The 26405-nt window shown below is 52.0% G+C and carries 37 protein-coding genes; all 37 read left to right on the forward strand.

From position 1 onward, the window contains the following. Positions 1 to 132 precede the first annotated feature (132 nt). Positions 133 to 3585 carry a DNA-directed RNA polymerase subunit beta gene (rpoB, locus tag B9A14_RS00255; RefSeq protein WP_084662966.1) on the forward strand — a complete coding sequence of 1151 codons (3453 nt, stop codon included), beginning with the start codon at positions 133 to 135 and terminating at the stop codon, positions 3583 to 3585. Positions 3586 to 3675: 90 nt separating this feature from the next. After that, positions 3676 to 7158, forward strand: a complete 3483-nt coding sequence (rpoC, locus tag B9A14_RS00260) for a DNA-directed RNA polymerase subunit beta' (protein ID WP_084662967.1) — start codon at positions 3676 to 3678, stop codon at positions 7156 to 7158. 39 nt (positions 7159 to 7197) lie between these two features. Further along, complete coding sequence (locus B9A14_RS00265) at positions 7198 to 7449, forward strand: ribosomal L7Ae/L30e/S12e/Gadd45 family protein (protein WP_084662968.1); 252 nt, start codon at positions 7198 to 7200, stop codon at positions 7447 to 7449. Positions 7450 to 7568: 119 nt separating this feature from the next. Continuing rightward, positions 7569 to 7943 carry a 30S ribosomal protein S12 gene (rpsL, locus tag B9A14_RS00270; protein WP_084662969.1) on the forward strand — a complete coding sequence of 125 codons (375 nt, stop codon included), beginning with the start codon at positions 7569 to 7571 and terminating at the stop codon, positions 7941 to 7943. 43 nt (positions 7944 to 7986) lie between these two features. Next, the gene (gene rpsG, locus B9A14_RS00275) at positions 7987 to 8457 is read left to right on the forward strand and encodes a 30S ribosomal protein S7 (protein ID WP_084662970.1); all 471 of its coding nucleotides are present in this window, start codon (positions 7987 to 7989) and stop codon (positions 8455 to 8457) included. 80 nt (positions 8458 to 8537) lie between these two features. Beyond that, positions 8538 to 10616: an elongation factor G gene (fusA, locus tag B9A14_RS00280; protein ID WP_084662971.1), complete on the forward strand. Its 2079-nt coding sequence runs from the start codon at positions 8538 to 8540 to the stop codon at positions 10614 to 10616. 72 nt (positions 10617 to 10688) lie between these two features. Then, positions 10689 to 11891 carry an elongation factor Tu gene (gene tuf / locus B9A14_RS00285; protein WP_084662972.1) on the forward strand — a complete coding sequence of 401 codons (1203 nt, stop codon included), beginning with the start codon at positions 10689 to 10691 and terminating at the stop codon, positions 11889 to 11891. Positions 11892 to 12012: 121 nt separating this feature from the next. Next, positions 12013 to 12324, forward strand: a complete 312-nt coding sequence (gene rpsJ, locus B9A14_RS00290; RefSeq protein WP_084662973.1) for a 30S ribosomal protein S10 — start codon at positions 12013 to 12015, stop codon at positions 12322 to 12324. 16 nt (positions 12325 to 12340) lie between these two features. Next, positions 12341 to 12973 (forward strand): 50S ribosomal protein L3, encoded by a 633-nt coding sequence (gene rplC, locus B9A14_RS00295; RefSeq protein ID WP_084662974.1) that lies wholly within the window; start codon positions 12341 to 12343, stop codon positions 12971 to 12973. A 2-nt stretch (positions 12974 to 12975) separates the two neighbouring features. After that, positions 12976 to 13602, forward strand: a complete 627-nt coding sequence (gene rplD / locus B9A14_RS00300) for a 50S ribosomal protein L4 (RefSeq protein ID WP_084662975.1) — start codon at positions 12976 to 12978, stop codon at positions 13600 to 13602. After that, positions 13603 to 13893, forward strand: a complete 291-nt coding sequence (gene rplW / locus B9A14_RS00305) for a 50S ribosomal protein L23 (protein ID WP_084662976.1) — start codon at positions 13603 to 13605, stop codon at positions 13891 to 13893. A gap of 2 nt (positions 13894 to 13895) precedes the next feature. Next, positions 13896 to 14720 (forward strand): 50S ribosomal protein L2, encoded by an 825-nt coding sequence (rplB, locus tag B9A14_RS00310; RefSeq protein ID WP_084662977.1) that lies wholly within the window; start codon positions 13896 to 13898, stop codon positions 14718 to 14720. 88 nt (positions 14721 to 14808) lie between these two features. Continuing rightward, on the forward strand, positions 14809 to 15093 hold the full coding sequence (gene rpsS, locus B9A14_RS00315) for a 30S ribosomal protein S19 (RefSeq protein WP_084662978.1): 285 nt from the start codon (positions 14809 to 14811) through the stop codon (positions 15091 to 15093). A 64-nt stretch (positions 15094 to 15157) separates the two neighbouring features. Next, positions 15158 to 15496: a 50S ribosomal protein L22 gene (gene rplV / locus B9A14_RS00320; protein WP_084662979.1), complete on the forward strand. Its 339-nt coding sequence runs from the start codon at positions 15158 to 15160 to the stop codon at positions 15494 to 15496. Positions 15497 to 15500: 4 nt separating this feature from the next. Next, positions 15501 to 16196: a 30S ribosomal protein S3 gene (gene rpsC / locus B9A14_RS00325; protein ID WP_084662980.1), complete on the forward strand. Its 696-nt coding sequence runs from the start codon at positions 15501 to 15503 to the stop codon at positions 16194 to 16196. Then, positions 16174 to 16608 (forward strand): 50S ribosomal protein L16, encoded by a 435-nt coding sequence (gene rplP, locus B9A14_RS00330; protein WP_084662981.1) that lies wholly within the window; start codon positions 16174 to 16176, stop codon positions 16606 to 16608. The genes rpsC and rplP overlap by 23 nt, the downstream gene beginning before the upstream one ends. Next, complete coding sequence (rpmC, locus tag B9A14_RS00335) at positions 16598 to 16810, forward strand: 50S ribosomal protein L29 (RefSeq protein WP_084662982.1); 213 nt, start codon at positions 16598 to 16600, stop codon at positions 16808 to 16810. Before rplP ends, rpmC begins: the two co-directional genes overlap by 11 nt. Before the next feature lie 28 nt (positions 16811 to 16838). After that, positions 16839 to 17093: a 30S ribosomal protein S17 gene (gene rpsQ / locus B9A14_RS00340; protein ID WP_084662983.1), complete on the forward strand. Its 255-nt coding sequence runs from the start codon at positions 16839 to 16841 to the stop codon at positions 17091 to 17093. A 51-nt stretch (positions 17094 to 17144) separates the two neighbouring features. Then, positions 17145 to 17513: a 50S ribosomal protein L14 gene (gene rplN / locus B9A14_RS00345; protein ID WP_084662984.1), complete on the forward strand. Its 369-nt coding sequence runs from the start codon at positions 17145 to 17147 to the stop codon at positions 17511 to 17513. 28 nt (positions 17514 to 17541) lie between these two features. Further along, positions 17542 to 17868: a 50S ribosomal protein L24 gene (gene rplX / locus B9A14_RS00350; protein ID WP_084662985.1), complete on the forward strand. Its 327-nt coding sequence runs from the start codon at positions 17542 to 17544 to the stop codon at positions 17866 to 17868. Positions 17869 to 17897: 29 nt separating this feature from the next. Beyond that, positions 17898 to 18440, forward strand: a complete 543-nt coding sequence (gene rplE, locus B9A14_RS00355) for a 50S ribosomal protein L5 (protein ID WP_084666970.1) — start codon at positions 17898 to 17900, stop codon at positions 18438 to 18440. Positions 18441 to 18474: 34 nt separating this feature from the next. Then, entirely contained in the window at positions 18475 to 18660 is a 186-nt protein-coding gene (locus B9A14_RS00360; RefSeq protein ID WP_084662986.1) for a type Z 30S ribosomal protein S14, read from the forward strand. A gap of 38 nt (positions 18661 to 18698) precedes the next feature. Next, positions 18699 to 19091 carry a 30S ribosomal protein S8 gene (gene rpsH, locus B9A14_RS00365; RefSeq protein ID WP_157110003.1) on the forward strand — a complete coding sequence of 131 codons (393 nt, stop codon included), beginning with the start codon at positions 18699 to 18701 and terminating at the stop codon, positions 19089 to 19091. 20 nt (positions 19092 to 19111) lie between these two features. Next, a complete protein-coding gene (gene rplF, locus B9A14_RS00370) occupies positions 19112 to 19675 on the forward strand; it encodes a 50S ribosomal protein L6 (protein WP_084662988.1) in 564 nt (187 codons plus the stop codon). Between the two features lie 106 nt (positions 19676 to 19781). Then, positions 19782 to 20147: a 50S ribosomal protein L18 gene (gene rplR, locus B9A14_RS00375; RefSeq protein WP_084662989.1), complete on the forward strand. Its 366-nt coding sequence runs from the start codon at positions 19782 to 19784 to the stop codon at positions 20145 to 20147. 21 nt (positions 20148 to 20168) lie between these two features. Then, entirely contained in the window at positions 20169 to 20675 is a 507-nt protein-coding gene (rpsE, locus tag B9A14_RS00380; RefSeq protein ID WP_084662990.1) for a 30S ribosomal protein S5, read from the forward strand. An 18-nt stretch (positions 20676 to 20693) separates the two neighbouring features. After that, entirely contained in the window at positions 20694 to 20882 is a 189-nt protein-coding gene (gene rpmD / locus B9A14_RS00385; protein WP_084662991.1) for a 50S ribosomal protein L30, read from the forward strand. A gap of 126 nt (positions 20883 to 21008) precedes the next feature. Next, complete coding sequence (rplO, locus tag B9A14_RS00390; RefSeq protein WP_084666971.1) at positions 21009 to 21449, forward strand: 50S ribosomal protein L15; 441 nt, start codon at positions 21009 to 21011, stop codon at positions 21447 to 21449. Then, positions 21450 to 22712 (forward strand): preprotein translocase subunit SecY, encoded by a 1263-nt coding sequence (gene secY / locus B9A14_RS00395; RefSeq protein WP_084662992.1) that lies wholly within the window; start codon positions 21450 to 21452, stop codon positions 22710 to 22712. A gap of 18 nt (positions 22713 to 22730) precedes the next feature. Then, positions 22731 to 23384 carry an adenylate kinase gene (locus B9A14_RS00400; protein WP_084662993.1) on the forward strand — a complete coding sequence of 218 codons (654 nt, stop codon included), beginning with the start codon at positions 22731 to 22733 and terminating at the stop codon, positions 23382 to 23384. Beyond that, positions 23381 to 24127 carry a type I methionyl aminopeptidase gene (gene map, locus B9A14_RS00405; protein WP_084662994.1) on the forward strand — a complete coding sequence of 249 codons (747 nt, stop codon included), beginning with the start codon at positions 23381 to 23383 and terminating at the stop codon, positions 24125 to 24127. Before B9A14_RS00400 ends, map begins: the two co-directional genes overlap by 4 nt. Positions 24128 to 24160: 33 nt before the next feature. Next, complete coding sequence (locus tag B9A14_RS00410; RefSeq protein ID WP_197686539.1) at positions 24161 to 24463, forward strand: KOW domain-containing RNA-binding protein; 303 nt, start codon at positions 24161 to 24163, stop codon at positions 24461 to 24463. Between the two features lie 21 nt (positions 24464 to 24484). Beyond that, positions 24485 to 24703, forward strand: a complete 219-nt coding sequence (infA, locus tag B9A14_RS00415; protein WP_084662995.1) for a translation initiation factor IF-1 — start codon at positions 24485 to 24487, stop codon at positions 24701 to 24703. Between the two features lie 108 nt (positions 24704 to 24811). Then, positions 24812 to 24925, forward strand: coding sequence for a 50S ribosomal protein L36 (rpmJ, locus tag B9A14_RS00420; RefSeq protein ID WP_084662996.1), 114 nt, complete (start codon positions 24812 to 24814; stop codon positions 24923 to 24925). Positions 24926 to 24949: 24 nt separating this feature from the next. Further along, positions 24950 to 25324 carry a 30S ribosomal protein S13 gene (gene rpsM / locus B9A14_RS00425; protein ID WP_084662997.1) on the forward strand — a complete coding sequence of 125 codons (375 nt, stop codon included), beginning with the start codon at positions 24950 to 24952 and terminating at the stop codon, positions 25322 to 25324. A 17-nt stretch (positions 25325 to 25341) separates the two neighbouring features. After that, entirely contained in the window at positions 25342 to 25731 is a 390-nt protein-coding gene (gene rpsK / locus B9A14_RS00430) for a 30S ribosomal protein S11 (RefSeq protein WP_084662998.1), read from the forward strand. A 19-nt stretch (positions 25732 to 25750) separates the two neighbouring features. Then, positions 25751 to 26377 (forward strand): 30S ribosomal protein S4, encoded by a 627-nt coding sequence (gene rpsD / locus B9A14_RS00435; protein ID WP_084662999.1) that lies wholly within the window; start codon positions 25751 to 25753, stop codon positions 26375 to 26377. The last annotated feature ends 28 nt before the right edge of the window (positions 26378 to 26405 follow it).

Below are 26405 nucleotides of genomic sequence, written 5' to 3' on the forward strand. Positions count from 1 at the left end.
GCCATTATTTTAGGGTCCTGTTAGGATTAAATTTTTCCTCATAGGGCAATAATTAGTTAAGTAAGGTGGCCTTTAAAAGAAGCGAGGTCTTGATACCTTGCTTTTGTAGTTTCTTTTGAGGGGGACCGGGCTATGCCTTTTCCCATCAAAGTTGGCAAGAGAGAACGGTGGAGCTATGCTAACATTAAAGAAGTTTTAGATCTGCCTAACCTGATAGAGATCCAACGCAGGTCTTACCAGTGGTTTATTGAAGAAGGGATACGGGAGACTTTCCAGGAGATTTCCCCCATTCAGGATTTTACAGGTAATTTAATCCTCGAATTCGGGGAGCATTCCCTCGGCGAGCCCAAGTACACAGTAGAAGAATGTAAAGAGCGGGATATGACCTATGCAGCCCCTCTCCGGGTTAAAGTGCGCCTCATCAACAAGGAGACGGGGGAGGTCAAGGAACAGGAGGTTTTTATGGGGGATCTGCCCCTGATGACACCTAAAGGTACCTTCGTCATCAATGGGGCCGAAAGAGTTATTGTCAGCCAGCTTGTGCGTTCTCCTGGAGTTTATTATTCAGAAGCCGTAGACCCTTCAGGAGCCAAAATGTACACCGCCACCCTTATTCCTAACCGCGGGGCCTGGTTAGAGCTAGAGACGGATAATACAGGGAGCATTTACGTCCGTGTAGACCGTACCCGCAAGATACCTGTTACTGTTCTTCTTAAGGCCCTGGGATATAACACTAAGGCTAGGATTTTAGAGCTTTTCGATTACGATGTCCGTATCCAAACCACTCTGGAAAAGGATACTACAGATTCCGAAGAAGAAGCTCTGGTAGAGATTTATAAGCGCTTACGCCCCGGTGAACCACCTACTGTAGAGAGCGCCCGGAACCTCCTAGAATCCCTCTTTTTTGATCCTAAGCGGTATGATCTAGGCCAGGTAGGACGCTACAAACTTCATAAAAAGCTTAATCATGGCGTGCTCACGCAAGAAGTTAACGGCCGCCAGGAATACATCCGCTGCCTCACTAAAGAGGACATAGTGCATATTATTAAATACCTACTTCGCCTGATGGACGGCCAGGTGAAACCTGATGATATAGACCATCTAGGTAACCGCCGGGTTCGCTCTGTAGGGGAATTGTTGCAGAATCAATTTCGCATTGGGCTTGCCCGTATGGAGCGCGTAGTACGGGAGCGTATGACTATCCAGGACGTAGAGGCTATCACTCCCCAGGTATTAATAAATATACAGCCGGTAGTAGCGGCTGTAAAGGAATTTTTCGGGTCTAGCCAGCTATCCCAGTTTATGGATCAGACCAACCCCCTGTCAGAGCTTACCCATAAGCGCCGGCTTTCTGCCTTAGGTCCTGGGGGTTTAAGCCGGGAGCGGGCAGGTTTTGAGGTGCGCGATGTGCATACCTCCCACTACGGCCGGATGTGCCCTATCGAAACCCCGGAAGGTCCTAACATCGGGCTTATCGGTTCTTTGAGCACCTATGCCCGGGTGAACGAATTTGGTTTTATTGAGACCCCTTATCGTAAGGTAGATAAGGAGCGGGGTGTGGTCACTGATGAGGTGGTATATCTAGCCGCTGACGAAGAGGACCAGTACGTTATCGCCCAAGCTAATACGCCGGTGGATGAAGAAGGACGTTTCTTGGTGCCTAGGGTGACTGCCCGGTACCGGGGTGAGATTGTAGTGGTACCGGCTGAGCGGGTGGACCTCATGGATGTTTCACCTAAGCAGATGGTCAGCGTGGCCGCCTCCCTTATCCCCTTCCTGGAGCACGACGATGCTAACCGGGCCCTCATGGGGGCCAACATGCAGCGCCAGGCTGTACCCTTGATACGCACGGAAGCCCCCCTAGTGGGTACTGGTATGGAATGGCGAGCAGCGCGGGATTCTGGTGTAGTTGTGCTGGCTAGGAATCCCGGTGTTGTGGAACGGGTTACTTCCCAGGAAATTGTTATACGTAAGGACGATGGGACCACCGACGTATATAAGCTTCAGAAATTTGTCCGTTCTAACCAGGGGACGTGTATTAATCAGAAGCCCATTGTCCGCAAGGGCCAGAGGGTGGAAGCGGGGGAGGTTATCGCTGATGGCCCCTCTACCGACCAGGGAGAACTGGCTTTGGGTCGTAATGTCTTAGTAGCTTTTATGAGCTGGGAAGGTTATAATTACGAGGATGCCATCCTCATAAGCGAGCGCTTGGTCAAGGAGGATATTTTTACTTCCATTCATATAGAGGAATATGAATGCGAGGCCCGGGATACCAAACTGGGGCCCGAAGAAATAACCCGGGATATCCCCAACGTGGGCGAGGATGTACTAAAGGATCTAGATGAGCGGGGGATCATCCGTATCGGAGCAGAGGTGCGACCCGGGGATATTCTAGTAGGCAAGGTGACTCCTAAAGGAGAGACGGAGCTAACTGCTGAAGAGAGGCTGCTCAGGGCCATCTTTGGTGAGAAGGCCCGGGAGGTACGGGATACTTCCCTGCGGGTTCCCCATGGCGAATCTGGGAAGGTAGTGGATGTTAAGGTATTTTCCCGGGAGAACGGGGATGAACTCGCGCCTGGGGTAAATAAACTAGTGCGGGTATATGTAGCCCAGAAACGTAAGATCTCTGTAGGGGACAAAATGGCCGGCCGCCACGGTAACAAGGGTGTAATCTCCCGTATCTTGCCCGAGGAAGACATGCCCTTCTTGCCTGATGGTACGCCGGTGGATATAGTGCTTAATCCCTTGGGTGTACCTTCCCGCATGAACTTAGGCCAGATCCTGGAAACCCACCTGGGTTGGGCAGCCAAGACTTTAGGGATCCATATAGCTTGTCCAGTCTTTGACGGTGCTGATGAAGAAGAGATCAAGGAAGCTCTACGGCGGGCCGGGTTGCCCGAAGACGGTAAAACTATCCTTTATGATGGCCGGACCGGTGAACCTTTCGATCGCCCCATTACTGTGGGGTATATGTACATGCTTAAGCTTGCTCACCTCGTGGATGATAAGATCCATGCTCGCTCTACAGGGCCTTACTCCTTAGTTACTCAGCAGCCCTTGGGTGGAAAAGCCCAATTCGGTGGCCAGCGTTTTGGAGAGATGGAAGTTTGGGCCCTGGAGGCTTATGGTGCGGCCTACACCCTCCAGGAAATCCTTACAGTAAAATCCGATGATGTAGTAGGACGGGTTAAAACCTATGAAGCCATTGTAAAAGGAGAAAATGTCCCTGAGCCAGGGGTACCGGAATCCTTTAAGGTACTCATCAAAGAGCTTCAGAGCCTAGGGTTAGACGTGAAGGTACTTTCCGAAGAAAATCAGGAGATAGAGATAAAAGATGAAGATGAGGATATTACAGAGGCAGGTAAAGATCTAGGTTTAGAGCTTCACCCTGAGGAGAAGACCCTTCGGGCTGTGAGGCCGAAAGGAGAGGCGGAGGAAACCTTCGAGGATAAAGAGGAGGAAGCAGAGGAAGAACTGGATTTGGATGAACTGGAAGGGGAACTCCCTAGCCTAGAGGAAGGGGAGGAGGAGTGGGCCAAAATAGTACCCGATGGCGATCTGGATGAACTGGAGGAGGAAGAATAACTTAGGTTCCTTAAGGGCGACTAAATTTAGGTTTTTGGTCGCCGGGCCAAAGGGAATAGAGCACCCCAAAATTTTTTGGGAGGGAGTCCTGTGCTGGATGTAAGCAACTTTGAGCGTATGCGTATTGCCCTGGCCTCCCCGGAGCAGATCCGGGCCTGGTCCAGCGGAGAAGTGAAAAAGCCGGAAACCATCAATTACCGCACCTTAAAGCCTGAGCGGGATGGCCTATTCTGCGAGCGCATTTTTGGGCCTACCCGGGATTGGGAGTGTCATTGTGGAAAGTATAAAAGGGTGCGCTACAAAGGTGTGGTATGCGATCGCTGTGGGGTAGAGGTAACCCGCTCTAAGGTGCGGCGCGAGCGCTTGGGCCATATTGAGCTTGCGGCTCCCGTGTCTCATATATGGTATTTTAAAGGTATCCCTAGCCGGATGGGCCTGCTACTAGATATGTCTCCGCGGGCCTTAGAAAGGGTGCTCTATTTTGTTTCTTATATAGTGATCGATCCCGGGGATACAGGTTTAACTAAAAAGCAGCTTCTTTCCGAAGCCGAATACCGGGAATACCGCGAAAAGTACGGCAACCGGTTCAGAGCAGGTATTGGCGCGGAAGCTATAAAAGAGCTTTTACAGGAGATCGATCTCGATAAGCTGGCCGAAGAGCTGAGGCAAGAACTTAAAGAAAGCACCGGACAACGCCGTATTCGAGCTATACGGCGGCTGGAAGTGGTAGAAGCTTTCCGCCAGTCAGGGAACCGGCCGGAATGGATGATTTTGGATGTTATCCCGGTGATCCCTCCCGAGCTTAGGCCTATGGTGCAGCTGGATGGCGGCCGTTTCGCTACTTCGGACCTGAATGATCTCTACCGCCGAGTGATAAACCGGAATAACCGCTTAAAACGGCTGCTCGATTTAGGCGCCCCCGATATTATAGTGCGTAACGAGAAACGTATGCTCCAGGAGGCCGTGGATGCCCTTATTGATAATGGCCGCCGGGGTCGGCCCGTGACTGGGCCTGGTAACCGGCCTTTGAAGTCGTTAAGCGACATGCTTAAAGGCAAGCAGGGGCGCTTCCGCCAGAACCTTTTAGGGAAACGCGTGGATTACTCTGGACGCTCAGTTATTGTAGTAGGTCCCGAGCTTAAACTCCACCAGTGCGGGCTGCCTAAAGAGATGGCTTTGGAGCTTTTTAAGCCCTTTGTGATGAAAAGGCTGGTGGACAAGGGTTTTGCCCACAACATCAAGAGCGCCAAACGCATGGTGGAGCGAGTTAAAAATGAAGTCTGGGATGTGCTGGAAGAGGTTATTAAGGAGCATCCTGTGCTCCTTAACCGAGCTCCCACCCTCCACCGCTTAGGTATCCAGGCTTTTGAACCGGTACTTGTGGAGGGGCGGGCTATCCAGATCCATCCCCTGGTTTGTACGGCCTACAACGCCGACTTCGATGGTGACCAGATGGCTGTCCACGTGCCCCTTTCAGCAGAAGCCCAAGCTGAGGCTAGGCTTCTTATGCTGGCCAGCAATAATATTTTGAACCCCAAGGATGGCCGGCCAGTGGTAACCCCCACCCAAGATATAGTTCTTGGTTGTTACTGGTTAACCCTAGCCAGGCCGGGAGCTAAAGGAGAAGGACGGGTCTTTGCCAGTTACGAAGAAGCTTATATGGCTTATGTGCATAAGGTTATCGACCTCCAGGCCCTTATTAAAGTACGTATGGAAGACGGCCAGCTGGTGGAAACTACCATCGGTCGCCTCATTTTCAACAAGGAGAGTCCTATCCCTAAGGAGTTGGGCTTCTATAACTGCGAAATAGGTAAGAAACAGCTGGGTGAGATCGTAGCCCGTTGCTACCGGGAGCTAGGCACCGCAGCCACGGCTAAGATGCTGGACGGGATCAAAAGGTTGGGCTTCCATTATGCCACCCTGGCCGGCGTCACCATTGGCCTAGATGATATCCACGTGCCAGAAGAGAAGAACCAGATCTTAAGGCAGGCGGAAGAGCAGGTAGATCAAGTGGACCAGCAATATCGCAAGGGTCTGATCAGCAGTGAAGAGCGTTACCAAAAGGTTATCAAGGTATGGAACGAGGCTACAGAGGCGGTAACTAAATGCCTGGTAGATAAAATGGATAAATTAAACCCTGTATTTATGATGGCTAATTCCGGGGCCCGGGGCAATATCCAGCAGATACGGCAGCTCGCCGGTATGCGGGGCCTTATGGCCGACCCCTCTGGCCGTATCATCGATATGCCCATCAAGTCCAACTTCCGCGAGGGTCTAACGGTACTGGAGTATTTCATATCTACCCATGGAGCCCGCAAAGGCTTGGCGGATACTGCCTTGCGTACAGCCGACTCTGGCTATCTTACCCGTAGGTTGGTGGATGTAGCCCAGGATGTGATTGTACGGGAAGAAGATTGCCGTACCGAAGACTACGTGGAGATCGAAGAGCTACGGGAAGGAAACGAAGTTATCGAAAAGCTCGAGGAGCGGCTTCTGGGGCGCGTGGCTGCCCGGGATATCGTCCATCCCGAAACAGGGGAGATTATTGTCCGCCGTAACGAAGAAATTAATGAAGAAGCTGTCCATGCCATTCTGGCCGCGGGGATAAAAAAAGTTCCCGCCCGTTCAGTGCTTACTTGCCAGACTAGATATGGTGTCTGCTCTAAGTGCTATGGCCGCAACTTGGCTACGGGCAAGCTAGTAGAAATAGGGGAAGCAGTAGGCATCATCGCCGCTCAATCCATCGGTGAACCTGGTACCCAGCTTACTATGCGTACTTTCCATACTGGTGGTGTAGCTGGAGAAGATATCACCCAGGGTTTGCCGCGGGTAGAGGAACTTTTCGAGGCTCGTAAGCCCAAGGGGCAGGCCCTTATCGCCGAGGCAGCAGGTGTAGTTAAGATTAATGAAGTCAAAGGCCGGCGGGAGATCGAGATTGTGGCAGATAATGGAGAAAGATATACCTACCAGGTTCCCTATGGTTCCCGCCTCCGGGTGGAAGAAGGCCAGCGGGTAGAGCCAGGGGATGAGCTAACCGAAGGCTCGGTCAACCCCCATGACTTACTAAAGGTTAAAGGGGTACGGGGAGTACAGCTTTACCTCCTTAGGGAAGTCCAGCGGGTTTATCGCATGCAGGGCGTAGAAATAAACGATAAACACATTGAGATTATGATAAGACAGATGCTCCGCAAGGTGAAAGTAGAAGATCCTGGCGATACTAACCTTTTGCCGGGAGGCCTGGTAGATGCCTTCGAATTTGCCGATAAGAACGAGCAAGTTAAGGCTATAGGCGGTAAACCAGCGGTGGCTCGCCCGGTACTCCTGGGGATTACTAAAGCTTCCCTTACCACGGAATCCTTCTTGTCAGCGGCCTCCTTCCAAGAGACTACACGGGTACTGACGGAGGCGGCTATAAAGGGCAAGGTAGACCCCCTAATGGGTCTTAAAGAAAATGTAATTATAGGCAAGCTCATTCCAGCCGGCACAGGTATGGCCCGTTACCGGCAGATTAAGGTAATTACCCCGGAAGAACAAAGGGTGGCGGATACTGTTGACTCTGCTGCTGGAAAATGATAATATATCTAAGCGTGTGACTCCTAGGAGGGTCGAGTTGTGTCCTATGAACGGATAAGGGCAGCCAAAAAGAGGGCGGTCGGTACCAGGGAGACTACCAAGGCCGTTCAAAAGGGTCTGGCCCGGGTGGTCTTCGTAGCTCGGGATGCTGAGGCTCATGTGACTGAACCGCTCCTCTCCCTCTGCCGGGAAAAGGGTATAGAAGTTATTATGGTAGATTCCATGCGGGAGCTGGGTCGGGCCTGTGGTATCGAGGTAAGTTCAGCTTCGGCTGCCATTCTGGAAGAGTAGTAAAAGGAGTAAGAGTATAGGAGAAAGCCTGCTGGGCCAAGGAAGGAGCTTGGCCCAGCGGTTGCTAATATTCTAAGGAAGGTTCTTAGGGCGGCTTTACGGGGAAGGGGGTGCGAGGGATGCCCACCATCCAGCAGCTGGTTCGTGAAGCGCGCAAGAAAGTGGAGAAAAAATCGGGAGCGCCGGCCCTGAAGGGAGCTCCCCAGCGTCGCGGAGTATGTACCCGGGTCTACACGACCACTCCCAAGAAACCTAATTCGGCGCTGCGTAAGGTAGCCCGTGTACGGCTGACCAATGGAATTGAAGTCACGGCCTATATCCCTGGCATCGGCCATAATTTGCAGGAACACTCGGTGGTTCTGGTGCGAGGGGGCAGGGTTAAAGACTTGCCAGGTGTGAGATATCACATAATTCGCGGTGCCTTGGATGCTGCTGGGGTCCAGAATCGGCATCAAGGTCGTTCTAAGTACGGTGCTAAGCGGCCTAAGAAATAAAGGGGAAAGCCCGCTTTATTAAAACCTGGAAGGAGGGGTGAGGGTGCCGCGAAGGGGAAGTGTGCCCCGGCGAGAAGTAGAGCCTGATCCTGTTTATGGGAGCACCAAAGTAACCAAACTTATAAATCAAGTAATGCGTAGCGGTAAAAAATCTTTGGCCCAACGCATATGCTACGGTGCCTTTGATATAATCCGGCAGAAGACCGGGAAAGACCCTATGGAAGTCTTTGAGCAGGCTTTAAAAAACGTGATGCCGGTCTTGGAAACTAAAGCGCGCCGGGTAGGTGGGGCTAACTATCAGGTTCCGGTGGAGGTCCGGCCGGAGAGGCGGCAGACCTTGGCCATCCGTTGGATTGTGAACTATGCCCGAGAGCGCAGCGGGAAAAGTATGCAGGAGAAACTTGCTGCAGAACTTATAGATGCTGCTAATAACACTGGCGGTGCGGTGAAAAAGAAGGAAGACACCCATAAGATGGCCGAAGCCAACCGCGCCTTTGCCCATTATCGGTGGTAGTACGGGGTCAGGGATCCAAGTGGAGGGGAACTCCTTTAGATCCCTGGAGCCTGTGTAGCCTGATTGGAGGAGGTGAGATCATGGCACGGGAATATCCGCTAGAGAAGACGCGCAATATCGGCATTATGGCCCACATTGACGCTGGTAAGACTACCACCACCGAGAGAATCCTCTTCTACACCGGGCGTGTTCACCGGATGGGCGAGGTTCATGAAGGTACGGCTACCATGGATTGGATGGTCCAGGAGCAAGAGCGAGGCATTACTATAACTTCTGCTGCCACTACTTGCTTCTGGCGCGACTGTCGTATAAATATCATAGACACGCCAGGGCACGTGGACTTTACTGTAGAAGTGGAACGCTCCCTACGAGTGCTGGACGGTGCAGTGGCTATCTTTTGCTCTGTAGGCGGGGTAGAACCCCAGTCGGAAACTGTCTGGCGGCAGGCGGATAAATATGGCGTGCCGCGCATCGCCTATATCAACAAGATGGATCGCGTGGGAGCCGATTTCTTCCGCGCCGTTAGAGAAATAGCCGAAAAGCTAGGTGCAACACCTGTGCCTATTCAGCTTCCCATCGGGGTAGAAGATAGCTTCCGTGGCGTGGTAGATCTCATCCGCCAGAAGGCCATCTATTTCGTAGATGAACTGGGTACAGTTATAGAAGAAGGACCTGTACCACCGGAAATGGAGGAACTAGTAGCCGAGTACCGGGAAAAACTTTTAGAAGCGGTAGCGGAAAGCGATGAGGAATTGATGCTTAAGTACTTGGAGGGCGAGGAGCTTACAGAAGAGGAAATAAAGGCCGGTATTAGGAAGGCTACCATCGCCCTCAAGATGGTGCCGGTGCTTTGCGGTTCTTCCTTTAAAAATAAAGGGGTTCAGCCGCTACTGGATGCTATTGTGGATTATTTGCCTGCGCCGACGGATATCCCAGCTATTCGGGGTATAGATCCCGAGACGGGGCGAGAGGACAGGCGGCAGGCGAGCGACAACGAGCCCTTGGCTGCCCTGGCCTTTAAAATCATGGCTGATCCCTATGTGGGTAAGCTCACCTTCATCCGCGTGTACTCGGGAACCTTAAAACCCGGCACTTATGTTTACAATTCCACTAAGGGCAAACGGGAGCGCATAGGCCGTATCTTGCGTATGCATGCCAATCACCGCGAAGAGGTCGGTGAGGCCTTTGCAGGTGATATCATAGCGGCTGTGGGGTTAAAGGAGACCACTACCGGCGATACTTTATGTGACGAGCAGCATCCCATTATCTTGGAGTCTATGGACTTCCCTGAGCCGGTGATTTCTGTCGCCATCGAGCCCAAGACCAAGGCCGACCAGGAGAAGATGGGCCTGGCTCTACAGAGGCTGGCTGAAGAGGATCCCACCTTCCGTATGCATACCGATCCGGAGACTGGCCAGACCATCATTTCCGGGATGGGCGAGCTGCACCTAGAGATCATTGTGGATCGGCTTTTGAGGGAATTTAAGGTGGGGGCTAACGTGGGCAAGCCCCAGGTGGCCTACAAGGAGACCATCCGCAGGCCTGTCCGGGCGGAAGGTAAATATATCCGCCAGACAGGCGGTCGCGGTCAGTATGGTCACGTGATCCTTGAGCTGGAGCCCCTCGAGCCTGGTAAGGGTTACGAATTTGTAAACAAGATTGTGGGTGGTGTGGTCCCCAAGGAATATATCCCGGCGGTGGATGCCGGTATCCGGGAAGCTATGGAGAACGGGGTGCTCGCTGGGTATCCTCTAGTGGATATCCGAGCTACTTTGGTAGATGGCTCCTATCATGAAGTAGACTCCTCGGAGATGGCCTTTAAGATCGCGGCTTCCCAGGCCTTAAAAGACGGGGTAAAGAGGGCTAACCCGGTGCTCCTGGAGCCCATTATGAAGGTGGAAGTTACAGTGCCGGAGGAATATATGGGAGATGTAATAGGTGATCTCAACGCGCGCCGGGGCCGGATCGAAGGCATGGAACCCCGGGGCGGGGCTCAAGTTATCCGTGCTTATGTGCCCTTGGCGGAAATGTTTGGGTATGCAACAGACTTGCGTTCCCGGACCCAGGGTCGGGGCACCTATGTCATGCAATTTTCCCACTATAGCGAGGTGCCTGCTAACTTAGCCGAAGAAATTATAAAGAGGCGCCAAAGCGCGTGAACAACTCCAGCGGGTAAAGCCCGCTGGAGAACAATACTTAAAAAAGTTAGTCTATAAGGAGGAAAGAAAGTTATGGCCAAGCCCAAGTTTGAGCGGACCAAGCCGCATGTGAACGTAGGCACCATAGGGCATGTGGACCATGGGAAGACTACACTGACCGCAGCCATCACCTTCTGCCTGGCCAAGCAAGGGCTAGCTGTACCTACGGCCTATGATCAAATCGACAAAGCTCCAGAAGAAAGGGAGCGCGGCATCACCATCGCTACTGCCCATGTGGAATATGAGACCCCCAAACGGCACTACGCCCATGTTGACTGCCCAGGCCATGCCGACTATGTAAAGAACATGATAACTGGGGCGGCCCAGATGGACGGGGCTATCCTGGTGGTGTCGGCGGCGGACGGCCCCATGCCCCAGACAAGGGAACACATACTTTTAGCGCGGCAGGTCGGGGTACCCTATATCGTAGTGTTCTTGAATAAAGTGGATATGGTGGATGATCCGGAGCTTCTGGAGTTAGTAGAGATGGAGGTGCGCGAGCTTCTTACCCAGTACGAGTTCCCAGGCGATGAGGTACCAGTGGTGAAGGGTTCAGCCCTTAAGGCTATGGAGTGCGGCTGCGGCAAGAGGGAGTGCCAGTGGTGCAGCAAAATATGGGAGCTTATGGATGCTGTGGATGAGTATATCCCCACACCTCAGCGGGAAGTGGATAAGCCGTTCCTTATGCCCATTGAAGACGTGTTCAGCATCACGGGTCGCGGAACAGTTACCACAGGCCGGGTTGAGCGTGGTAAGGTCAAAGTAGGGGATGAGGTAGAGATTATAGGTTTGCGGGAGGATATCCGGAAGACAGTAGTAACTGGCGTAGAGATGTTTCGCAAGACTTTAGATGAGGCTGTAGCTGGTGACAATATCGGAACCCTCCTCCGGGGTATAGAGCGGAAGGAAGTAGAGCGGGGTATGGTCTTGGCCAAGCCGGGGACCATTAGACCCTATACCAAGTTTGAGGCTGAGGTGTACGTGCTGACTAAGGAGGAAGGAGGGCGGCATACGCCTTTCTTCAACGGTTACCGGCCGCAGTTTTATTTCCGTACCACCGACGTCACCGGCGTGGTAAAACTGCCCGAAGGGGTGGAGATGGTCATGCCGGGTGATAATATTAGGATGACCATAGAGCTTATAACTCCCATAGCCATCGAAGAAGGTTTGCGGTTCGCTATACGGGAGGGCGGACGCACCGTAGGCGCCGGAGTGGTCACTAAGATTGTAGGATAGCCCTAAAGGGTGGGGATATGTTCCCGGGAGCTGTAAGCCGGGGACATATCCCCGTTATGTGCAAGGGATGAGAAACCTCTCCGAGTAATAAGGATGGCCAGGAGGGAGGGAAAAGGCATTCATGGCTACCAAGCAAAAGATACGCATCCGCCTTAAAGCCTTTGACCATAGGATTTTAGACCAATCCTCCCAGAAGATCGTGGAGACAGCTAGGCGTACAGGTGCGGTGGTTTCCGGTCCCATTCCTTTGCCGACCAAGAGGACCCTCTTTACTGTACTGCGTTCTCCTCATATAGATAAGGACTCTAGAGAACAGTTTGAGATGCGCATCCATAAGCGGCTTATTGATATTTTGGATCCTACACCCAAGACCATCGACGCTCTCATGCGCCTGGATCTCCCGGCTGGAGTGGATATCGAGATTAAGCTTTGAGTGGGGGGTAAGTTTGGTGCAGAAAGGTATCCTTGGGAAAAAGATAGGTATGACCCAGATCTTTGATGAAACTGGGCGCGCCATTCCTGCCACGGTGATCCAGGCCGGTCCCTGTGTGGTGGTGCAAAAAAAGACCATAGCTACCGATGGCTATAATGCCTTGCAAGTGGGTTTTGAGCCTATTAAAGAGAGCCGTGTGAACAAGCCCTTACGGGGCCATTTTGCTAAGGCTAAGGTGGGTCCTTTCCGTTATCTTCGGGAACTGCGCCTGGAGAACGTGGAGGATTACCAGGTGGGTCAAGAGATAAAAGCAGACATCTTCAAACCGGGTGAGCGCGTGGACGTGACGGGTATATCTAAGGGTAAGGGCTTTGCCGGTGGTATCAAGCGGCATGGGTTCCAGCGGGGTCCCATGGCCCACGGTTCTAAATATCACCGGCGGCCAGGATCTTTAGGTGCCAAAGGGCCGGCCCGGGTGTTTAAGGGAAGAAAGCTCCCTGGGCATATGGGCATGGAGAGGGTCACGGTCCTTAATCTAGAGGTTTTAAGGAGCGACGCTCAAAGGAATCTCCTGCTGGTCAAAGGGTCGGTGCCAGGACCTAGGATGGGGCTCCTCATCATCAAGGATTCGGTCAAGGGGGGCAAATGATTATGCCTAAGGTGGCGGTGTATAACACCCAGGGCCAGCAGGTAGGCGAGATGGAGCTTGATGAACGAGTTTTCGGGGCCGAAGTTAACGAGGCGGTTCTTTTTGATGCAGTGGTGATGCAGTTAGCCAGCGAGCGGCGGGGCACGGCTTCTACTAAGGGATGGGCTGAAGTGCGGGGAGGCGGCCGTAAACCCTGGCGCCAGAAGGGTACTGGGCGTGCTCGAGCAGGAAGTATTCGGTCACCCCTATGGAGGGGTGGAGCGGTGATCTTCGGCCCCCGACCCCGGGATTATAGTTATAAATTACCCAAAAAGGTACGGCGCCTGGCCATGCGCTCTGCTCTTTCCGCCAAGGTTAAGGAAGGCAATATGATTGTGCTTGAGGATCTAAAGCTTCCTAGGCCGCGCACTAAAGATATGCTGGGGATCCTTAAGGCCCTTAAATTAGAAGATAGGAAGGCGCTGGTCGTTACGGCTGAGCCAGACAGGAACGTGGAGCTTTCCGCCCGTAACATTCCGGGAGTGACCCCTATGGCTTCCCGCGGCCTCAATGTGTATGATATCCTGGCCCACGAAAAGCTAGTCATAACGCGGGAGGCTGTAGAGCGGGTACAGGAGGTGCTGGCCTAGATGCGCGCTCCCCAGGACATCATCATCGCGCCCCTAATTACAGAAAAAACCACTAATCTTATGGCGGAAAACAAGTATACCTTTATCGTGGCCCCGGATGCCAATAAGATAGAAATAAAACAGGCCGTGGAAAAGCTCTTCAATGTAAAAGTAGAAAAGGTTAATACCCTAAAGGATCGGGGTAAGATGCGTAGGATGGGTCGCTTTGAAGGTCGCCAGTCTGACCGCAAAAAGGCTATCGTAACCTTAAAACCGGGATATAAGATACCCATTTTTGAGGGGTTGGAGTAAACATGTCTATAAAGAAGTTTAAACCGACATCGCCTGGACGTAGACAGATGACAGTTTCCACCTTTGCCGAGATAACTGCTGAAGAGCCGGAGAAATCTTTGCTGGCTCCCTTGCTTAAGAAGGCTGGACGCAACAACCAGGGCCGTATTACAGTCCGGCACAGGGGGGGCGGACATAAGCGCCTCTACCGTATCATTGATTTCAAGCGGGATAAAGATGGTATACCTGGCCGGGTGGCTACCATCGAGTACGATCCTAATCGTTCGGCTAGAATCGCCTTGATCCATTATGCCGATGGGGAGAAGAGGTATATCCTGGCTCCGGAGAACTTAAGGGTAGGCGACGTGGTAATGTCCGGACCCGACGCTGATATAAAAGTGGGCAATACCCTCCCCTTACGGAATATTCCTGTAGGCACCTTAGTTCATAACGTGGAGCTTAGACCCGGTAAAGGTGGCCAGATTGTACGGGCCGCTGGGGCAGCAGCCCAGGTGATGGCTAAAGAGGGTGATTATGCCCAGCTCCGCCTGCCTTCAGGAGAGATTAGGCTGGTGCACCTGGATTGCCGGGCTACGGTTGGCCAGGTGGGAAACTTAGATCATGAGAATATTACCATAGGTAAGGCTGGCCGGTCGCGTTGGCTAGGTATCCGCCCCAGCGTTCGTGGTGTGGTCATGAACCCGGTAGACCATCCCCATGGTGGTGGCGAGGGTAAGTCTCCTATCGGGCGTCACCCTGTAACGCCTTGGGGCAAGCCGGCCTTAGGCGTGAAAACCCGCAAGAAAAATAAGCCTTCAGATAAGCTCATTATTAAGCGGCGGAAATAGTAGAGTAAATATTTGCCCCAGCAGGCCTACCAGCGAGCAGGAAGAGGTTGTTTTTAAAGTGTATTCTCAAGTATAAGGGGGTTACGGAATGGGCAGGTCCAAAAAAAAGGGACCTTATTGTGACCCTAAGCTCCTACGGCGTATCATGGAGATGAACGAAAAAGGAGAAAAACGTGTTATAAAGACGTGGTCTCGTCGTTCCACTATCCTGCCCGAAATGGTGGGGCATACCATCGCTGTCCACGACGGCAGGAAACACGTACCCATCTATATCACAGAGGATATGGTGGGTCATAAATTAGGCGAATTTGCCCCTACCCGTATTTTCAGGGGCCATGGGGAGCATACGGAGCGTTCTACAGCGCTTAAGTAAGCTTTCTTAAGGCCTCTTATTTGGGTGGATATTGTGAAGCACTTAAGACGCGGGGGGGAAAGGGATGGAAGCTAAAGCTATAGCTAGGTATATTCGAATTTCACCCTGGCGGGCGCGTCAAGTAGTGGATCTTATCCGCGGAAAGAGCGTGCGCGAGGCAGAGGCCATCCTTTGGGCTCTACCTAAAAAGGCTTCCAGGATAGTGGCCAAGGTTTTAAAGTCTGCGGTAGCTAACGCAGAGCACAACTACAATATGGATGTCGATAAACTCGTGGTTACCCGGGCTTATGTGGACGAAGGACCGACACTTAAGCGCTACCAGCCGCGGGCCTTTGGACGTGCCGATCTACGCCGGAAGCGGACCAGCCACATCACTGTGGTGGTGGCAGAAAAGGAGGATTGATTGCGTGGGTCAAAAGGTTCATCCCAAAGGGTTGCGTCTCGGCATCATTCGGGGTTGGGATTCTCGCTGGTACGCCGGCCGGGATTATAAAAATCTCCTCCATGAAGATTTAAAGATCCGCCAATTCTTAAAGGAACGGCTGTACCAGGCGGGCGTATCCACCATCGAAATCGAACGGGCCGCTAACCGGGTTAAGGTTACCCTCCACACAGCCAAACCTGGCGTGGTCATTGGCCGTGGGGGTACGGAAGTGGAAGCCCTACGCCAGCAACTGGAAGTAATGACAGGAAAACAAGTAACTTTAAACATTGTAGAGATTAAAAAACCAGAGCTAGACGCCCAGCTGGTAGCGGAGGGCGTAGCTGCCCAGCTAGAAAAACGTGTGGCCTTTCGGAGAGCTATGAAGCAAGCTGTGAGCCGGGCCCTGCGTGCTGGAGCAGAAGGTATTAAGATAGCCGTTTCTGGGCGGTTGGCAGGCGCAGAGATTGCCCGGACGGAGTGGTACGCTGAAGGTAAGGTGCCCCTGCATACCCTACGGGCGGATATAGATTACGGGTTTGCTGAAGCTAATACTACCTATGGCAAGATCGGTGTTAAAGTATGGATCTTCAAAGGTGAAGTGTTACCTGAGAAACCATCCGAAAAAGCTAAAGGAAAGACTGGGGGACGGATAACCCATGCTGATGCCCAAGAGGGTTAAGTGGCGTAAACCCCATCGCCCCCATCCCCGGGGGAGAACCACCAAAGGTACGGAGATTACCTTCGGTGACTATGGCCTTATGGCCCTGGAGCCGGCCTGGATTACCAGCCAGCAGATTGAAGCAGCACGGGTAGCTATAACCCGCTATATAAAAAGAGGAGCCAAGGTTTGGATCAAGATCTTTCCCGACCGGCCCATCACGGCTAAGCCGGCTGAAACCCGTATGGGTAGCGGGAAAGGTTCTCCTGAGTACTGGGTGGCGGTGGTAAAACCTGGACGTATTCTTTTTGAATTGGCAGGTGTAAGTGAGGAGGTGGCCCGGGAGGCCTTTCGACTTGCCTCCCACAAGCTACCCATCAAAACCCGGTTTGTTAAGCGGGTAGGAGTGGGTGGTGTAGCCCATGAAAGCTAGGGAGCTTCGTGAACTCACCGATGAAGAGCTTAAGCGTAAAGTAGAGGACTGGAAACAGGAGCTTTTTAACCTTCGCTTCCAGCAAGCTACAGGCCAGCTGGATAATCCCATGCGGCTAAGGGAAATAAGGCGCAACATCGCTCGGGCCAAAACTATCCTGCGGGAAAGGGAGCTTAAAGCCCTTAGGGAGGGTCGCGCTTAAATACCTAAAGGTACAGGGAGGTTAGACTGTGGAGAGAGGAGCACGCAAAACCCGGGTAGGTCGGGTGGTGAGTGATAAGATGGATAAAACAGTGGTAGTAGAAGTGGAGACTGTTAAGCGCCACCCCCTGCTAGGCAAGACCATCCGACGCACAAAGCGTTTTAAAGCCCATGATGAAAATAATGAATACCGCGTTGGCGATAAAGTACTTATTATGGAAACCCGGCCTTTAAGCAAAGAAAAGAGATGGCGGGTTGTACAGCTTTTGGAACGTCCAGAATAACCCTCCTAAGGCTTAAAGCCTAGAAGCCCTAAAGAAAGGAGGTAGATGGCGGTGATACAGCAGCAATCTATCCTAAAAGTTGGTGATAATACAGGAGCTAAGAAGATCATGTGCATCCGTGTTCTGGGCGGTTCCAAACGCCGTTACGCTTCTGTGGGGGATGTCATCATTGCCTCGGTTAAAGAGGCTACTCCCGGAGGTGTGGTCAAAAAGGGCGATGTAGTGCGGGCTGTAGTGGTCCGGACGGTAAAACCCATAAGACGCGAGGACGGGTCCTATATCCGCTTTGATGAGAACGCTGCTGTTATAATTAATGAACAGGGCAACCCCCGGGGGACCCGTATATTCGGCCCGGTGGCCCGGGAGCTTAGGGAAAAGGATTTTATGAAGATCATTTCCCTAGCCCCTGAGGTTCTATAAATGCGGCCGCAAGCGAGGTGTATGGAAGTTGACTAGGCCCAAAGTACACGTCCGTAAGGGCGACACAGTAATGGTTATTACGGGTAAAGATAAAGGTAAGGTAGGAAAGGTGATCCGGGTTATCCCCGCTAAGCGTCGGGTAGTGGTGGAAGGGGTTAACATTGTAAAGAAGCATGTACGACCTAATCCTCAAAACCAGCAGGGTGGCATCATTGAAATGGAAGCCCCTCTAGATAGCAGCAATGTAATGCTGGTATGCACAAAATGCGGGCGTCCTACCCGTATAGCCCGCCGGTTCTTGGAGGATGGGACCAAGGTGCGCGCCTGCAAGAAATGCGGGGAGATTATCGACTAGTTTAAAGGGAGGGGGTGAGCCCCATGGAGATGCCAAGGCTTAAAGAGAAATACCTCAAAGAGATACGCCCGGCTATGCAGAAAAAATTTGGGTACCGCAATGTAATGGAGATACCTAAACTAGAGAAGATAGTCGTTAATATGGGTGTAGGGGAGGCCACCCAAAACCCCAAAGCCTTGGACGGCGCTGTAGAGGACCTTATGGCTATAACCGGCCAAAGGCCTGTGGTGACTAAGGCCAAAAAATCTATAGCAGCCTTCAAGCTCCGCAAGGGAACCAAGATAGGATGTAAGGTTACATTAAGGGGAGACCGGATGTACGAGTTCTTAGATCGCCTCCTCAATGTAGCCCTCCCGCGGGTGCGAGATTTTAAAGGTGTTTCCCCCCATTCTTTTGATGGTCGCGGGAACTACACCTTGGGGATAAAAGAACAGCTCATCTTTCCAGAAGTTGATTATGACAAGATAGATCAGGTTCGCGGCATGGATATAACCGTGGTTACTACGGCCAAGACGGACGAAGAGGCACGGGAACTGCTTCGCCTTTTCGGTATGCCCTTTAGGGAGAATTAAGGCTCACTACCCAGATTTTAGAAGGAGGAAAGATATGGCCAGGAAGGCTTTGATAATGAAACAACAGAAGCCGCCCAAATTTAAGGTACGGGCGCGTAACCGTTGTCAGCGGTGTGGGCGGCCTCGCGGTTACCTTCGTAAGTTTGGCCTGTGCCGGATATGCTTCCGCCAGTTGGCTCACAGGGGGGAACTCCCCGGTATAGTTAAGGCCAGCTGGTAGGGGCCGGGAAGAGAAGGAAGGGGGTAACTTTGCCTATGATGACTGATCCCATTGCGGATTTCCTCACCCGTATCCGCAACGCTAATATGGCTTATCACGAGAAAGTGGAAGTACCGGCCTCCCGGGTGAAACGGGCCATCGCCGAGATAATGAAGAATGAGGGTTATATCAAGGACTACGAATATATTGAAGACGGAAAGCAGGGGATCTTAAGGATTTACCTTAAATATGGCCCTAACAAGGAGCGAGTTATTACCGGGCTTAAACGCATAAGCCGTCCGGGGTTAAGGATATATGCCCGGAAAGATCAGCTTCCGCGGGTCCTTGGCGGTTTAGGGATTGCGGTTATCTCCACCTCCAAAGGCATTATGACCGATAAACAGGCTAGGCGTGAAGGTGTGGGTGGCGAGGTTATTTGCTATATCTGGTAGCTTAAGGAGGTGAAGAAGGGGTGTCCCGCGTCGGGAAGATGCCGGTCAAGATACCGGCAGGGGTAGAGGTTAAAATTGAAGGGAATACAGTTACTGTTAAAGGTCCTCGGGGAGAGCTTACTCGAACTTTCCCCGAACCCATAACCATAGTGCGGGAAGGAGATGTCCTTAAGGTATTACGACCTTCGGATGCCAAGCCGCATAAGGCCCTACATGGGTTATCACGGGCTTTATTGCGTAACATGGTAGAAGGTGTTACTAATGGATTTCAGAAAAGCCTTGAACTGGTAGGAGTGGGTTATCGGGCCTCCAAGCAGGGGAGGAAGTTAGTCTTAAGCGTAGGTTACTCGCACCCTGTGGAAATCGAGCCACCTCCGGGGTTAGAGATAGAAGTACCTGCACCCAATAAGATCATTGTTAAAGGCATCGATAAGGAAGCTGTAGGGAATCTAGCGGCCAACATAAGGGCTGTACGGGAGCCGGAACCCTATAAGGGCAAAGGTATTAAGTACGAAGACGAGTATATCCGCCGGAAGGTAGGAAAGACAGGCGCTAAGGGCGGCGGTAAGGGCGGCAAGAAATAGCTTTTCGCGTTCTCCTAACCTTAAAACGCAAGATAACCTAAGCTTTCAAGATAACCTAAGCTTTAGGTATACCATATAACCTCACGTGTACGGAGGTAATAAGGATATGATAAAAAAACCCATCCGGAAAGAGGTGCGAGCACGTAAGCACCTGCGTGTGCGGAAGAAGATCTTTGGCACACCGGAACGCCCCCGTCTTTCAGTTTACAGGAGCCTGCGCCATATTTACGCCCAGATAATTGACGATGTGGCTGGACATACTCTGGTGGCAGCCTCCACCCTGGACCCAGCCCTTAAGGGTTTACCTTCCACCAGTAATAAAGAAGCAGCCCGTAAGGTAGGGGAACTCCTGGCTAAAAAAGCCCTGGAACGGGGAATAAAAAAAGTTGTATTCGATCGCGGGGGCAATAAATATCATGGTCGTATTGCCGCTCTAGCTGAAGGTGCCCGCGCGGGCGGCTTGGAATTTTAAAGCTTGAAGAGGAGGGGAAGGATGGCGCGACCTCGGGTTGATGTTAAAGACAGCCATTTGGTGGAAAAGGTAGTCCAGGTGCGGCGCGTAGCGAAGGTAGTAAAAGGTGGACGCCGTTTCAATTTTTCCGCCCTTGTGGTAGTAGGCGATGGTCAGGGACGGGTGGGGGCAGCCCTGGGCAAAGCTGCCGAAGTTCCTGATGCCATCCGTAAGGGAGTAGAAAAGGCTAAGAAGAACCTGATTGAAGTTCCTTTGGCGGGGACCACTATTCCCCATGAGATCATTGGAGATTTCGGCGCCAGCAAAGTTTTGCTTAAGCCCGCCAGACCAGGTACTGGCGTTATCGCTGGAGGCGCAGTGCGAGCTGTCCTGGAGGCGGCTGGGATTCGGGATATTCTTACCAAATCCTTAGGCTCCAATAACCCTATCAATGTGGTTTATGCCACAGTCGAGGGTTTAAAAAGCCTAAAGAAACCTGAGAAGGTAGCCCAACTCAGGGGCAAGCCTTTAAAGGAAATTTTAAGGTAAGAGGGGGAAATTTACGAGTTGGGCAAGCTCAAGATCACTTTAAAAAAGAGCCTTATCGGAAGGCCAGCCCAGCAACGCCGTACAGCTGAAGCCTTAGGTTTGCGCAAGATAGGACAGCAGGTGATACAACCCGATAACCCAGCTACATGGGGACAGATAGAAAAATTATCCCATCTTGTGGAAGTAGAGGAAATTAGCGAAGATTAAAGTGTAACCTAAACTATAGGAAACCTTGATTAAAATTAAGAAAGACCTTGGTAAGAGCTAAATACTGGCTCCTACAGTGAGGTAGATGATAAGTCACAGGGGGATTTTAGCAGGGGGGTGAGGGAAGTGCGGCTGCATGAACTACGCCCGGTACCTGGGTCACGCCCTAAACCTACTCGGGTAGGCCGTGGTATAGGTTCGGGCCTAGGCAAGACTGCTGGAAGGGGACATAAGGGACAGAAGGCCCGCTCTGGCGGGGGTGTACGTCCGGGTTTTGAAGGTGGCCAGATGCCCTTAAGCCGTCGTGTACCCAAGCGGGGGTTTACTAATATATTTAAACGGAAGCTAGCCGTAGTGAATGTGGGGGATCTGGAACGCTTTGAAAGTGGAACAGTGGTTACACCGGAACTTCTCCGGGAAGCGGGTCTAGTAAAAAAAGCGCGTGATGGTGTAAAGATCTTAGGGGATGGCGAGATAACTAAACCGCTTATAGTGCGTGCCCAGGCGGCCAGCCGCCAGGCTATCGCCAAGATCGAGGCTGCAGGCGGTAGGGTAGAGGTGATTTAGGTGCTCCAAACCCTAAGAAACGCCTGGAAGCTGGAAGACCTGCGGAAGAAGATAATTTTTACCCTGCTCATGTTCCTGGTGTTCCGTTTAGGGGCCCACATACCAGTTCCCGGGGTGGATGCAGAGCTGCTTAAGAAGCTCCTGGGGACAGGTACTATTTTTGGGTTTTTTGATGTAATATCTGGTGGGGCTTTTAAGCGGTTCACGGTTTTCGCCATGGGCATTATGCCCTATATTAACGCTTCTATCATTATGCAACTCCTCACTGTGGTCATCCCTTCCTTGGAAAGGTTGGCTAAGGAAGGCCTGGATGGCCGGAAAAAGATCATCCAATACACTAGATACGGTACAGTTATCTTAAGTATGATCCAGGCCATAGGCATGTCTGTGTTACTGGCTAGGCAGGGAGTTTACGTCAAACCCAGCCTCTTAAATCATGTAGTCACGGTGATAAGCCTTACCACGGGTACCGTGTTCCTCATGTGGATGGGAGAACTCATTACTGAAAGAGGCATAGGTAACGGTATATCCCTCCTCATTTTCGCCGGTATCGTTTCCAGGCTTCCGGCCGGCGCTGTGACTCTATACCAGTATATTACTGGTGGTACTACCAATATTTTTTCCGCCTTCCTTTTTGGCCTTATCGCCGTCGGGGTTATTGCGGCGGTAGTAGCCATGCAGGAGGGCCAGCGGCGCATACCGGTGCAGTATACCAAGAGGGTGGTAGGTCGCCGGGTTTACGGAGGGCAAAGTACCCATATACCCTTGCGGGTGAACCAGGCCGGGGTTATCCCTGTGATCTTCGCCATGTCGATATTGCTTTTTCCCCAGACGTTAGCTTCGTGGTTTCCCCAAAACCGGCTGGCCCAAGCGATAGTGCACCTTTTCGATCCTCGCTCGGCCCTATATATGCTTCTGTATGCGCTTCTTATAATTTTCTTCACTTATTTCTATACCGCCGTAACCTTTAACCCCCAGGAGGTAGCAGAAAACATAAAGAAATATGGGGGATTTATCCCTGGCCTTAGACCAGGTCGACCTACGGCGGAATATATAGAGCGGATCCTCGCCCGGGTTACCCTGGCGGGAGCCATTTTCTTGGCTTTTATCGCCCTTCTACCCAACCTCATGATGGCCATTACAGGTATAAATCTCTATTTTGGAGGCACCTCTCTTCTGATTGTAGTGGGCGTGGCCCTGGAAACCATGAAACAATTAGAGGCTCAGCTTTTACTCCGCCATTACCAGGGCTTTCTAAAATAAAAATTAGGAGGTAGGGCCATGCGCCTTGTTTTACTAGGGCCGCCAGGGGCAGGTAAGGGTACTCAGGCCCAAGAGATTAGCCGCCGCCTGGAGATTCCCCATATCTCCACTGGCGACATGTTCCGTGCAGCTATAAGGAGCGGGACCGAACTAGGACGCAAAGCTAAGGAGTACTTGGAAGCGGGATTGCTGGTCCCGGATGAAGTGACTATAGGTTTAGTTAAGGACCGATTGAGCCGGCGGGACTGTGAAGGGGGTTTCTTATTAGATGGCTTTCCCCGCACCGTCCCCCAGGCGCAAGCCTTGGATGATTGGCTGGCTGAAAGGGCCTTAAAGCTAGATGCGGTTCTGGATATAGAGGCGCCCCGGGAGGTGCTCTTAATCCGACTTACAGGTCGGCGCATATGTCCCGCCTGTGGTGCCACTTATCACGTGGTTTATAACCCGCCCCAACAGCCCGGGCGATGCGATGCTTGTGGGGGCGAGCTTATCCAGCGCCAGGACGATCGGGAAGAGACTGTACGGGAACGTCTAGAGGTTTACGACCGCCAGACTTTCCCCCTTAAAGAATATTACCGGCAACGGGGAGTGCTTTACGAAATTAACGGGAACCAGGAGATCGTCCAGGTCCTTAAAGAGATCGGGGCGGTACTGGGAAGAGAGTGGGCATGATCATTTTGAAGGGCCGGCGGGAAATTGAACTTATGCGCCGAGCGGGGCGAGTGGTAGCTGAGGTTCTAGCCATCTTAGAACAGCATATTGCACCGGGAGTTACCACCTTGGAGCTTAACCGTATCGCCGAGGAAGCTTTAAGCCGCCGGGGAGCTATACCAGCCTTCAAAGGCTACCGTGGATTTCCGGCGAGCATCTGTGTAGCTATTAATCAAGAAGTTGTTCATGGGATACCTAGTTTAAAGAAACTAGCAGAAGGAGATATTATTAGTATTGACATCGGTGCGGTAATAGATGGATATTATGGAGATGCCGCGGCTACTTTTCCAGTGGGAGCCATAGATGAAGAAAAAAAGCGGCTGCTTAAGGTAACTCGGGAAGCTTTATGGCAGGGGATAAAACAAGCGGTAGTGGGGAACCGCCTTTCAGATATTTCCCATGCCATCCAGAGCTATGTAGAGAGCAATGGCTTCTCGGTAGTGAGGGATTATGTGGGCCATGGCATAGGCCGCGAGATGCATGAGGACCCGCAGGTACCTAATTTTGGTCGGCCTGGCCGTGGACCGCGACTTAGGCCAGGCATGACTTTGGCCATCGAACCCATGGTCAATGCTGGAACCCATGAGGTCCTAACCTTATCTGATGGTTGGACAGTAGTAACGGCGGATGGTAAACCGTCAGCCCATTTCGAGCATACGGTGGCGATAACCGAGGACGGGCCTGATATTCTAACCCTGTTATAAGTCTTTAGCCCGAGGTTCAAGGAGGGGAAATCTTTGTCTAAAGGGCCTACAGGGCCGACCTTGCGGGTGGGGCAACTCGTCTATTCGCGGGCTGGAAGAGACCGTGGCCGTCCTTTCCTAGTGTGGGATATCCTTTCGCCCCGGCGTATTCTTTTGGTAGATGGGAAGTTACGGAGGGTAGCTAAACCTAAACCTAAAAATATCCTCCACGTCCAGCCGGTCAATCGCTGGGCCGAGGATATTGCGTTAAAACGCGATAGAGGTGAGAGCGTAAGCGATGCTGAGGTGAGGCGGGCCATAGCGAGACTCGTGGGCGAGGAGGAAAACCTGCCTTAAGGGAAAGGAGGGGTGCAGTATTTGGCCAAAGAGGATGTAATTGAAGTAGAAGGGACTGTGGTGGAGGCTCTACCCAATGCCATGTTCAGGGTGGAGTTAGCTAACGGCCACAAGGTCCTAGCTCATGTCTCGGGTAAGATACGGATGAACTTTATCCGTATCCTACCGGGGGACCGGGTTTTAGTCGAGCTTTCACCCTATGATTTGACGCGAGGACGTATAGTCTACCGTTATAAGTAGTTTATTTGAAACAGGTAGCTAATTATAGCAGTCATTTATCTTAAAACAGGTTTTGAAGGGTGAAAGGTATTTCCTTAAAGCTTAAGCCACAAAAAGGAGTGCATTACTTTGAAAGTAAAACCTTCCGTTAAAGCCATTTGTGAAAAATGTAAAATCATAAAGCGCAAAGGCAAGGTAAGGGTAATTTGTGAAAATCCCAAGCATAAGCAGAGACAAGGTTAAGACAAGCAGGAGGTATAAAATCCGATGGCACGTATTGCGGGTGTAGACCTGCCGCGGGACAAAAGGGTAGAGATAGCCTTAACTTATATATATGGCATCGGCAGGTCCCGGGCCAAAGAGATTCTAGCCCATACCGGCATTAATCCTGATACGAGGGTTCGCGATTTGACTGAAGAAGAGGTAGCCAAGCTCCGCGATTTCATCGATAAGAATTATACTGTGGAAGGGGACTTAAGGCGTGAGGTAGCTCTAAATATTAAGCGGCTTATAGAAATCGGGTGTTACCGGGGACTTAGGCATCGCCGGGGATTGCCAGTCAGGGGCCAGAGAACCAGGACCAATGCCCGGACCAGGAAAGGACCTAGAAAGACAGTTGGTGTAAAGCGTAAGAAGAAATAAAAAGGGAGGGATTTTAAATGCCGCGGAAGGGAGGCCGTACTAGGCGGCGGGAACGCAAGCATATTGAGAGCGGCATCGCCCATATTAAATCGACCTTTAATAATACCATAGTTACCATCACTGATAAAGCGGGCAACACCATTGCCTGGGCCAGCGGTGGCACGGTCGGGTTTAAAGGAACCCGTAAGAGCACACCGTATGCAGCCCAGCTAGCCGCGGAATCAGCGGCCAAACAGGCCATGGAGTATGGGATGAAGGAAGTAGAATGTTATGTTAAGGGGCCGGGGGCGGGCCGGGAAGCAGCCATCAGATCCTTGCAGGCTGCTGGCCTAGAGGTGAGTGTAATCAAGGATGTTACTCCTATACCCCATAACGGGTGCCGTCCCCCCAAGCGCCGGAGAGTATAACTAGGAGGTGCCAACGCCTTTGGCTAGATATACAGGACCAGTATGCCGCCTTTGTCGGCGGGAAGGTATCAAACTCTATCTTAAAGGCGAGCGCTGCTACACAGATAAATGCGCCATAGCCCGCCGTCCGTATGCCCCAGGACAACACGGCCAGGAACGGAGGAAACTTTCCGAGTACGGTATAAGACTTAGGGAGAAGCAGAAGGCGCGTCGCATTTACGGAATTATGGAGCGCCAATTCCGTCGCTACTTTGAAAAGGCTGAGAAGGAGAAAGGAGTCACCGGCGAGAACCTCCTGCGCCTGCTAGAGCGGAGGTTAGATAATGTAGTCTATCGCCTGGGTTTTGCTAGCTCCCGGGCCGAGGCTCGGCAGTTAGTTAGACATGGGCATTTTACCGTTAACGGCCGTAAGGTGGATATACCTTCCTACTTGGTAGAACCTGGAGACGAGATAGCGGTGCGGGAGAAAAGTAAAGAGTCGCCCAAGTTTCAAGAGCTGGCTGCCCAGGCTGCACACCGTACCCCTCCGGCCTGGCTAGAAGTAGACGCAGCCAATCTTCGGGGTCGGGTCCTGGCGCTACCTACCCGGGACCAGATAGATGTACCCATCCAGGAACACCTTATCGTGGAGCTTTATTCTAAGTAGCCTTATGGGCTTTTGGGATAGAGCCCAC

This window comes from Thermanaeromonas toyohensis ToBE, assembly GCF_900176005.1.
Classification (GTDB): Bacteria; Bacillota; DSM-521; order Neomoorellales; family Neomoorellaceae; genus Thermanaeromonas; species Thermanaeromonas toyohensis.